Source organism: Arsukibacterium sp., assembly GCF_036735525.1.
Classification (GTDB): domain Bacteria; phylum Pseudomonadota; class Gammaproteobacteria; order Enterobacterales; family Alteromonadaceae; genus Alishewanella.
This window is the reverse complement of the sequence record NZ_DAINOE010000004.1, coordinates 62551-70192: the sequence shown is the minus strand read 5'-3', so window position 1 is coordinate 70192 and position 7642 is coordinate 62551. Positions and strand designations below refer to the sequence as shown.

The following is a 7642-nucleotide window of genomic DNA, read 5'->3' as shown; positions in this document are numbered from 1 at the left end:
CGCCGTTGCAGCAACCGCTCAGTCATCGGTTGTCGCCACCGCGTTACTATGGCCCCTGTGAGCCAGGTCCGTCTGAGTCTGGCCCCATTTGGCCTGCACCTGAGGCAAATGCAGCGCCAGCCACTGTAGCGCTATAACAGTGGCGGCATTATCAATGTGTTGCTGTTGCAGTAGTTGCATAGCTGTCTCCCGCTTTAACAGATGCACTTTAATATCTTCATGTTCTGTTGTCAGCCCGAAGATACCGGGCGATACCGGCTGCGTCAACCGGCCCAAAAATACCTGCACCCGCTCTGTGGTGCCACCCGGGCTCGATAAGTAGCTGAGCATAGGCCACAATTCATCCAGCCTGATACCGGCTTCTTCTTCGGCCTCGCGCAGTGCTGTTGCCTCAGCGGTGCTTGCGGGCTCTATCATGCCGGCTATTGCTTCTAGCAACCAGGGGCTACGGCCACTGTTATCCAGCGCGCCAATTCTGAATTGCTCGATTAACACCAGCTCGTCGGTGTGTGGATTATAGGGTAACACCACAGCAGCATGACCGCGCTCTAATAATTCGCGGCTAAAGGCCGCACTGTAACCACCTGCAAACAACGGGTGTTGAATGGTCAGCTGTTCAATCCGGAAAAAACCCTGAAAAACCGTGCTTTGGTCGATTATCTTTACCTGCTCAGCACGAAAAGACGGATACTGTTGCCACTTGAAGTCAGACATCATTGCCCTCACATTTTGTTACACTCTTGACGGTAACTTTACGGTTTAATCATTACTTAGTTTACCGTAACAGGTTATCATTTGGGCAATTTCCTTTAACGCCAGGATTTGGTGAATATGAAAAAATCACTGTTAAGTACTGTAGTACTGTCATCACTGAGTTTATTCAGCCTGCAGGTCAGCGCCGATAACTTACAAACTGTGTACCAGTTAGCCACACAGAAAGATCCTGTGGTGCAACGTGCTGCGGCAAACCGCAATGCCTTTGCTGCCCGTATTGATGTGTCCCGAGCCAGCTTATTACCCAGTGTTACCCTGAGCGGTAGCGCCGGTCGTGGCAGTAATGACAGCTTTAATTTTAGTGGTCCTAACACTGTAGGGGCGGAGCTGAGTTTAAGTCAGTCCGTGTTTAACTGGTCTAACTGGCAAAACCTGAGCCGGGCAGAAAAGCAGGCGCTGCAAAGCCAGACTCTGTATGACGCTGAAGTGCAGCAACTCATATTGCGGGTGACCAGTGCCTATTTTGATGTGTTGCGCGCCCGCGATACGCTAACCTTTGTCGCTGCCGAAAAACGCTCAATCGAGCGACAATTAGAGCAAACCAAACAACGTTTTGCGGTAGGTTTAACCGCCATCACTGACGTACATGAAGCTCAGGCACAATTTGACAGCGTAGTGGCCCGTGAAATCGGTGCTGAAAATGCGCTGGAGAATGCCCGTGAAGCACTGCGTGAAATCACCGGCCAGTATCATGCCCAGGTGGCGCAGCTCAATACCGATAAATTTTCTACCAGTACACCCAGCCCAGCCCAAGTCACTGAATGGGTAGAGATTGCACAAAACAACAACCTGCAGTTAAAAGCGCAGCGTGTGGCACTGGATGTGGCTGAGTTAGATATTAATTTAGCCCGTGCTGGCCATTTACCTACCGTGTCGGCATCGGCTAACCTGGGTACAAGCAAAACCTCCGGCTTTGATCGCGGCGACAGTAGCTCCATTGGCCTGAATGTCAATGTCCCACTTTACCGCGGCGGTGGTGTCGATGCCCAGGTAGAAGTGGCCCGCGCCAACTTTGTTGAAACCAGTCAGGCACTGGAGCAAAACCACCGTTCAGTGGTACGACAGGTGCGCAGCTCCTTTAACAATGTTAACTCGCAAATGTCGCAAATTCGCGCACTTGAGCAAGCGGTGATTTCGGCGCAAAGTGCGCTGCAAGCCACCGAAGCAGGCTTTGAAGTAGGTACGCGTACCATAGTTGATGTATTGTTCAGTACCCGTAACCTGTTTGATGCCCAGCGCAATTTATCGGGCGCTCGCTACGATTACATTTTAGCAATGATGCAGTTAAAGCAAGCGGCCGGCAGTCTGACAGAAAACGACTTATTGGCGATTAATAACGCCTTAATTATCTAACCTGTAGTACTTAACCGCTAAGTTAGCTCAGGTTTGACTGCTCAATTTTAAAAGCCTCACTCTGCAAAGCACATAGCGCTAAGCAGGTGAGGCTTTTGCGTTTTTAGCTTTCCCGTTGCCTTTTTTCCGTTACAATGGCGCTTTTAGCATTTTAGAGGCATTGGTGTGGTAAAGGCTCCGACTTTTAGCTGGCGATTTTTATTACCGCAGTACTGGCTGTTATGGCTGGGTGTGGGCTTGATGTGGCTTCTGAGCTGGTTGCCTTACCGGGTATTAATGCTGTTGGGTGCCGCTTTGGGCCGGTTATTACATAAAACATTAAAATCCAGAGCTAAGGTAGCGCGGCGTAACCTGCAACTGTGTTTTCCTGATATGCCAGACGCTGAGCGTGAAAGCCTGCTTAAACGTAACTTTGAAGAATCGGGTAAGGCCTTATTTGAAACAATTATTAGTTGGTGGTGGCCGCGCTGGCGCTTTGCTAAGCTGGCACATTTCAGCGGGTATCATCATCTTAAAGATGCCATTGCCGCAGGCAAAGGGGTGTTGCTGCTGTCAGGACATTTTTTGCATTTAGAAGCCGCGGGCCGGGTGATTGGTTTAACCCATCCCAGCGTGGGCTTTTACCGACCGCACAACAACCCGCTGATGGATTACCTGCAATATCATGGCCGTATTAAGTCTAACAAATACATGATTGGCAAACGCGAGGTAAAAGCCCTTATTCACGCACTGAATGAACAAGAAGTGTGCTTTTATTTACCCGATCAGGATTATGGCCGAAACAAAGCTGAATTCGTGCCCTTTTTTGCTGTAGCCGACACCGCCACCACCACCGGTACCCTACTGTTTGCCAAAGCCGCCAACTGCGTGGTGATCCCGATTTACAGCTATCGACTGCCTGATTATAAAGGTTACCAGATTGAAATTTTGCCCCCCCTAGAGCAGTTTCCCACTGGCGATGACAAAGCCGATGTGATCCGGGTCAACCAATGGGTGGAGCAAGCAGTGCTGAAACATCCGGAGCAATATATGTGGTTACATCGGCGCTTTAAAACGCGGCCAGAGCCAGATGCGCCTTCGCTGTATCATTGAACCAGGCCTGAGCTAACTTAATAGATTTACGAGAGTAAACATAATATGAAATGGTTTTTTACGTTATTACTACTGGTGATTATCGTCGGCATCGCGTATTTACTACTGACCCGGCCGGATTTTATCATTCGCCAGGAATCGGTTAACCGGGCAGCTGAAGGTTTCAGCAATTTTTACGGTAAAATTCGCAGCGGCTCCTTTGGTCGTGGAGACAAACCCAGCGATTTTCAGATCACCCTGCCTGACACCAGCGAAATCCTTCCGCGCCAACTACAACGACGTAGTGAAACCGTGTTACCACTGTCACTCAATTGGCGTGGTACTGTTACCGACCGGCGTTTTCGCAAAGGTGATACCTTAAAAACCCGGCTGACAGAGTTTAGCCGTGCAGAAGATGTCGAGTTGTTCTGGACCTTGCCGCGCGATTACATCGTTAAACAATACTTTCAAACCAATAGCAGTCTGCTTGGCTCAGCACATGACGTTGGCAAAGCCATCGCTGCAGACTTCCCAAGACCTGTGCTGGTGTTTTTTTGCCCGGATGCCCGGGCATTAGTGGTCACCGACAAACTTAGCCCTTATCTGCAGCAGAATTGCCTGCCAACCAGTCAGCTGGCGGGGCTGTAAACAGCTGCTGCCACACCTGCATGACCGCCTGACGCGCGGGTGCCAGGCGCTCATCATCCTTTAAGCTAGCCGGCGCCAGAGTCAGGCGATGACCGGCACCTCTTAGCAGTTGATAAGCGGCAATTAATTCTGTTGCCTGTGCCAAAGTGAGTAAACCCACTTCAGCAGCCGCTTCCAAAATGCGGATATTATCGGTCCAGCGATGCAGCGCTGCATATTGGCCACTGTAAGCCAGCACCAGGTACTGCGACATAAACTCCAGATCAATAATACCGCCCAGACTGTGTTTGACATCCTGCTCAGCCGAGCCATGATGCTGGCGCAGCTTATTGCGCATATTAAGTACATCCTGGCGCAAGCTGGGCAAATCACGCACCCGGCCTAACATTTGTTGGCGGATAACATTAAAACCTTGTACCAGCTCCGGCGAACCGCAGACAATACGGGCACGCACTAATGCCTGATGTTCCCAGGTCCAGGCTTCTTCGGCCAGATACTGCTGATAAGTATCGATATGAATGGCCAGCAAGCCGGAATTACCCGAAGGTCGAAGACGGGTGTCGATATCGTACAGCACCCCTGAGTTGGTGCGGGTAGTACTTAAATGTAAAACCCGCTGCGCCAGTTTCAGGTAAAATTGCCGGGAATCAATGCCTTTATCGCCTGAGGTACTGTGCAAGCTGTCACATTGATGAATAAACACCAGATCCAAGTCAGAACCATAGCCCAGCTCTAATCCGCCCAGTTTGCCATAACCAATAATAGCAAACCCCCGCTGCTGCTCGCTGGCGCCTTCAGGGAAACCATAACGGGCGACCATTTGCTGCCAGGCCAGATTGACCAGTTGCTCGAGAATCACCTCAGCCAGCCAGGTTAAATGATCACTGACCTTCATCAGTGGCAAAACGCCACTGATATCGGCCGCGGCAATACGTAACTGCTGCGCTTGTTTATACTGGCGCAAGGTTTCCATCAACAACTCTAAATCATTTTCTGGTACCCGCAACAAATACTGGCGTAACCTGTCCTGATAATCTGCTTTAGTGGCCACCTGATACAACTGCGATGGGTCAATCAGCTCATCAAGCAACATCGGATAGCGCGCCAATTGCTCAGCCAGCCAACCGCTTTGGGTACATAACAACAGCAACTGCTGCAATGCTGCCGGATTTTCATATAATAATTCCAGATAGGCGGTGCGGGTCATAATTTGCCGGAACACTCCCAGCACCCGGCCCAATACAGCGGGGAGCGCCTGCTGCTGTTGCATCACGGCGATAAGTTGCGGCATCAACTTGGCCAGATAATCGTGACCACGTGGCCCGACACTGCGCCGCTGACTGTCCTGGCGGAATTGCTGCAACAAGCTGATTAACTCACAGGCACTGTCTGCATCCAACCAGTCCAGTTGCTCGGCCAGTTCGGCTGGCGCTAACTGACTATCCCATATCAGGCGGCCCAAGTTAATGTCTTCTGGTTCAGTATTATCTTCGTGGTCAATCACCAAACGGAACTGTTGATGGATACGCGCCATCGCCTGCTCAATCTGCTGCTGTAAGCCTTGCCAATCTGCCTGCTGTAAACACACTAACAAACGCTGTTGCTCTGTCGAATCACTGGGTAAGGTTTGGGTTTGTTGATCGTCTATACCCTGCAGTGCCTGCTCTACCCGACGTAGCCACAAATAATCTGCTTTCAGTTGGCTGGCCTGCTGCTGCGTTAATAAGCCGTGGCTGACCAGCGCCGCAAGTGCCGCCAGAATCGAGGGCTGCTGCAACTGAGGTATACGGCCACCGCGGATCAATTGCCAGGTTTGCACCACAAACTCGACCTCACGAATGCCGCCGGCTCCCAGCTTAATATTGTCACGACGATTGCGGCGACGGTTTTCCTGTTCTATTAACTGCTTCATTCGACGCAAAGACTCTATAGCCGAAAAATCAATATAGCGCCGGTAAATAAAGGGCTTTAACAGTTGCTGCAGCTCCAGGCTGTGTTTATTATCGGGGTTTAGCACCCGGGCTTTTAACAGCGCATAACGCTCCCACTCGCGACCCTGCTCCTGATAATAATCTTCCAGTGCGGCAAAGCTCAGTGCCAGCGGGCCACTGTCACCAAAGGGCCGTAGCCGCATGTCGACCCGGTACACAAAGCCATCGGCGGTAACCTGATGCAGCGCGGCGATGACTTTTTGCCCTAACTTAGTAAAAAATTGCTGATGCTCCAAAGGCCGCCGGCCCCCCACAGTCTCACCATGGCCCTGATAGACAAAAATCAGATCAATATCGGAGGAAAAATTCAGCTCGCGCCCGCCCAGCTTACCCATGCCCAAAATTAACATCGGCATTGGCTGCCCCTGCTCATCATAAGGGGTACCGCTTTGACCACACTGCTGCTGATATGCCCACTGATAGGCGCTATTAATCAGCTGCTCCGCCAGTTGCGATACTGCCAGCAGGCTTTGCTCAGTATCATGTAATTGCAATACATCGGCCGCCATAATGCGACATAACGCCGCATTACGATAACGGCGCAGTCTTGCGAAGACTTCCGTTTCAGGCGCATCGTCAAAGGTTAACAACCCGGTTTGTTGCTGTGCCACCAAAGCCTGTTGCAGCACCTGGCTATCAGTAAACTCACTCATTAAGGCACTTTGCTGCGTCAGAGTGCGGCCGATAAAACGGCTTGCTTGTAATAATAGTTGCAATTGCTGTTGTTCTGCTGCGCTCAGGCTGTCAGTAGACAGCGCTGCCCATTGTTGCTGCCAGTATGCTGAATTCATGTTATGCCCTTAAGCCGCCCGCAACTGGCGGGCCAGCCGCAGTAACAACAGATTGTAGGCCTTAGCGCTAAACACCGCAGCACCACTAACGGCCAACTGTTGCAGGCATTCCTCAGCTAAACGCTGGCACTCTGCCGTCAAAGAGGGTAGCAGTGCCTGCAGCAATAACTGACAATGCGCTAATAGCGCTGGCTCACTCTGGTACAAATAGCAGGCTTCAGTATGCTGCAAGGCACGCACCTGGGCGGATAGGGTAGAGGGCACCTGATAAGATGGCGTTAGCTGATTAACGCCAGCCAGCAAGTAACCTCGGGCAGCCTTGCTAAGCCAGCCGGTGCGCAGCGGTAAATGCTGGATAAGCTGCCCGGCCAGCTCAAATAGTGGCTCAACCGGACCGCTTATCAGTTCCAGTTCTAACTCAGCTATCGGCTGTTCAGCGGTCGCGGTTTTAATCAGGCCACTGTCGTACACCAGCTCCAATTGACAGCCTGCAGCCACTTCAAGTAGCCAGCACTGGCGTAAAAAATCAGTGTTAAATAGCTGCTGCAACTGTTGTTGTAAGAGCGGGATGTCAACGTCTGCTGGCCATACTTCGACCGGAAAATCGGCCAATACCGGTAACAAACCACTGCAGGGCACATTATATTCTGGCCGCTGCTGTAAAGCGCCATGCTGCGTGCCAGCCAGCTTTAAAGTTTGCTCAAAGCGGCCCTGCTTCTGGCGGCTCCGTAAGCCCATATCATGATGGCGAAACCAGGGAGTTTGTTGGTCGGATTCTGTGTCTATATAAGCATCAAAATAAGCATTATGCAGCATAAACTGCCCGGGTAGTTGAGCATAACCCAGCTTGGCCAGCAAAGCGGGCAACTGCGTAGCTGCCTCGCTGCATAAGCTGAATTTTAATTCTATTTCTAATGCCATGGTGCCAAGTCCTTAAGATTAAACCTTGTCAAGCGCCGCACAACTGCCTATCATCCGATAACAAAAGCGACCACCTTTATCAGTTTTTCAGCA

General features: G+C 51.1%; 6 protein-coding genes. 3 read left to right on the top strand and 3 right to left on the bottom strand.

Annotated elements, in window-relative coordinates:
- Positions 1-18 precede the first annotated feature (18 nt).
- Positions 19-714: an NUDIX domain-containing protein gene (locus V7D78_RS01750; protein WP_333606704.1), complete on the bottom strand. Its 696-nt coding sequence runs from the start codon at positions 712-714 to the stop codon at positions 19-21.
- A 117-nt stretch (positions 715-831) separates the two neighbouring features.
- Here V7D78_RS01750 and tolC point away from each other — a divergent pair, with 117 nt between their 5' ends.
- From tolC to V7D78_RS01735, 3 genes are all read left to right on the top strand, one after another.
- The gene (gene tolC, locus V7D78_RS01745) at positions 832-2127 is read left to right on the top strand and encodes an outer membrane channel protein TolC (RefSeq protein ID WP_333606703.1); all 1296 of its coding nucleotides are present in this window, start codon (positions 832-834) and stop codon (positions 2125-2127) included.
- 165 nt (positions 2128-2292) lie between these two features.
- Complete coding sequence (gene lpxL / locus V7D78_RS01740; protein WP_333606702.1) at positions 2293-3219, top strand: LpxL/LpxP family Kdo(2)-lipid IV(A) lauroyl/palmitoleoyl acyltransferase; 927 nt, start codon at positions 2293-2295, stop codon at positions 3217-3219.
- Positions 3220-3264: 45 nt separating this feature from the next.
- Positions 3265-3846: a TcpQ domain-containing protein gene (locus V7D78_RS01735; protein WP_333606701.1), complete on the top strand. Its 582-nt coding sequence runs from the start codon at positions 3265-3267 to the stop codon at positions 3844-3846.
- Here the strand turns inward: V7D78_RS01735 and glnE are convergent.
- The gene (gene glnE / locus V7D78_RS01730) at positions 3791-6628 is read right to left on the bottom strand and encodes a bifunctional [glutamate--ammonia ligase]-adenylyl-L-tyrosine phosphorylase/[glutamate--ammonia-ligase] adenylyltransferase (protein ID WP_333606700.1); all 2838 of its coding nucleotides are present in this window, start codon (positions 6626-6628) and stop codon (positions 3791-3793) included. The genes V7D78_RS01735 and glnE overlap by 56 nt on opposite strands.
- Before the next feature lie 9 nt (positions 6629-6637).
- Positions 6638-7549 carry a CYTH domain-containing protein gene (locus V7D78_RS01725; RefSeq protein ID WP_333606699.1) on the bottom strand — a complete coding sequence of 304 codons (912 nt, stop codon included), beginning with the start codon at positions 7547-7549 and terminating at the stop codon, positions 6638-6640.
- Positions 7550-7642 lie beyond the last annotated feature (93 nt).

Excerpts from the sequence above, each read along its gene's own strand:
- tolC (WP_333606703.1), top strand. The coding sequence starts at position 832 with ATGAAAAAATCACTGTTAAGTACTGTAGTACTGTCATCACTGAGTTTA.
- V7D78_RS01725 (WP_333606699.1), bottom strand. The coding sequence starts at position 7,549 with ATGGCATTAGAAATAGAATTAAAATTCAGCTTATGCAGCGAGGCAGCT.
- V7D78_RS01750 (WP_333606704.1), bottom strand. The coding sequence starts at position 714 with ATGTCTGACTTCAAGTGGCAACAGTATCCGTCTTTTCGTGCTGAGCAG.
- glnE (WP_333606700.1), bottom strand. The coding sequence starts at position 6,628 with ATGAATTCAGCATACTGGCAGCAACAATGGGCAGCGCTGTCTACTGAC.
- V7D78_RS01735 (WP_333606701.1), top strand. The coding sequence starts at position 3,265 with ATGAAATGGTTTTTTACGTTATTACTACTGGTGATTATCGTCGGCATC.